Source organism: Paracoccus acridae, assembly GCF_014642735.1.
Taxonomy (GTDB): Bacteria; Pseudomonadota; Alphaproteobacteria; order Rhodobacterales; family Rhodobacteraceae; genus Paracoccus; species Paracoccus acridae.
In genome coordinates, this window is record NZ_BMIV01000069.1 from 1 (window position 1) to 1,231 (window position 1,231).

Sequence of the window (1,231 nt, forward strand, 5' to 3'; positions counted from 1 at the left end):
ATGGCAAAGGCAAAGTTTGAACGGACGAAACCGCACGTCAACATTGGCACGATCGGCCACGTCGACCACGGCAAGACGACGCTGACGGCTGCGATCACGCGGTATTTCGGCGACTTCAAGGGCTACGACCAGATCGACAACGCCCCCGAGGAGAAGGCGCGCGGGATCACCATCTCGACCACGCATGTGGAATACGAATCGGCGACGCGGCACTATGCGCATGTGGACTGCCCGGGCCACGCCGACTATGTGAAGAACATGATCACGGGCGCGGCGCAGATGGACGGCGCGATCCTGGTGGTGAACGCCGCCGACGGCCCGATGCCGCAAACGCGCGAACACATCCTGCTGGGCCGCCAGGTGGGCATCCCCTTCATGGTCGTCTATCTGAACAAGGTCGACCAGGTCGATGACGAGGAACTGCTGGAACTGGTCGAGATGGAGGTGCGCGAGCTGCTGTCCTCCTACGACTATCCGGGCGACGACATTCCGATCATCAAGGGCTCGGCGCTGGCGGCGCTGGAAGGCCGCGACCCCGAGATCGGCGAGAACTCGATCAAGGCGCTGATCGCGGCGGTGGACGAATACATCCCCACGCCCGAGCGCGCGGTGGACCAGCCCTTCCTGATGCCGATCGAGGACGTGTTCTCGATCTCGGGCCGCGGCACGGTCGTGACCGGCCGGATCGAGCGCGGCGCGGTCAACGTGGGCGACGAACTGGAGATCGTGGGCATCCGCGACACCAAGAAGACCACCTGCACCGGCGTCGAGATGTTCCGCAAGCTCCTGGATCGCGGGGAAGCGGGCGACAACGTGGGCGTGCTGCTGCGCGGCATCGACCGTGACGGCGTGGAGCGCGGGCAGGTGCTGTGCAAGCCCAAGTCGGTGAACCCGCACACCGTCTTCGAGGCCGAGGCCTATATCCTGACCAAGGAGGAAGGCGGCCGCCACACGCCGTTCTTCGCGAACTACCGTCCCCAGTTCTACTTCCGCACCACGGACGTGACCGGGACCGTCAAGCTGCCCGAGGGCACCGAGATGGTGATGCCGGGCGACAACCTGAAGTTCGAGGTCGAGCTGATCGCGCCGATCGCCATGGAAGAAAAGCTGCGCTTCGCCATCCGCGAAGGCGGCCGCACTGTCGGCGCCGGCGTGGTCTCCAAGATCATCAAGTGATCCGAGCCGCATCGCGGTGACAACAAGGCCCGTCCCGAAAGGGGCGGGCTTTTTC

Annotated in this window: 1 protein-coding gene; it reads left to right on the forward strand. The window is 64.8% G+C overall.

The genetic code is table 11. From position 1 onward, the window contains the following. Positions 1–1,176 (forward strand): elongation factor Tu (gene tuf, locus IEX25_RS19740; protein WP_103175185.1); only part of this gene is annotated, 1,176 nt, incomplete at its 5' end. Positions 1,177–1,231: the final 55 nt, after the last annotated feature.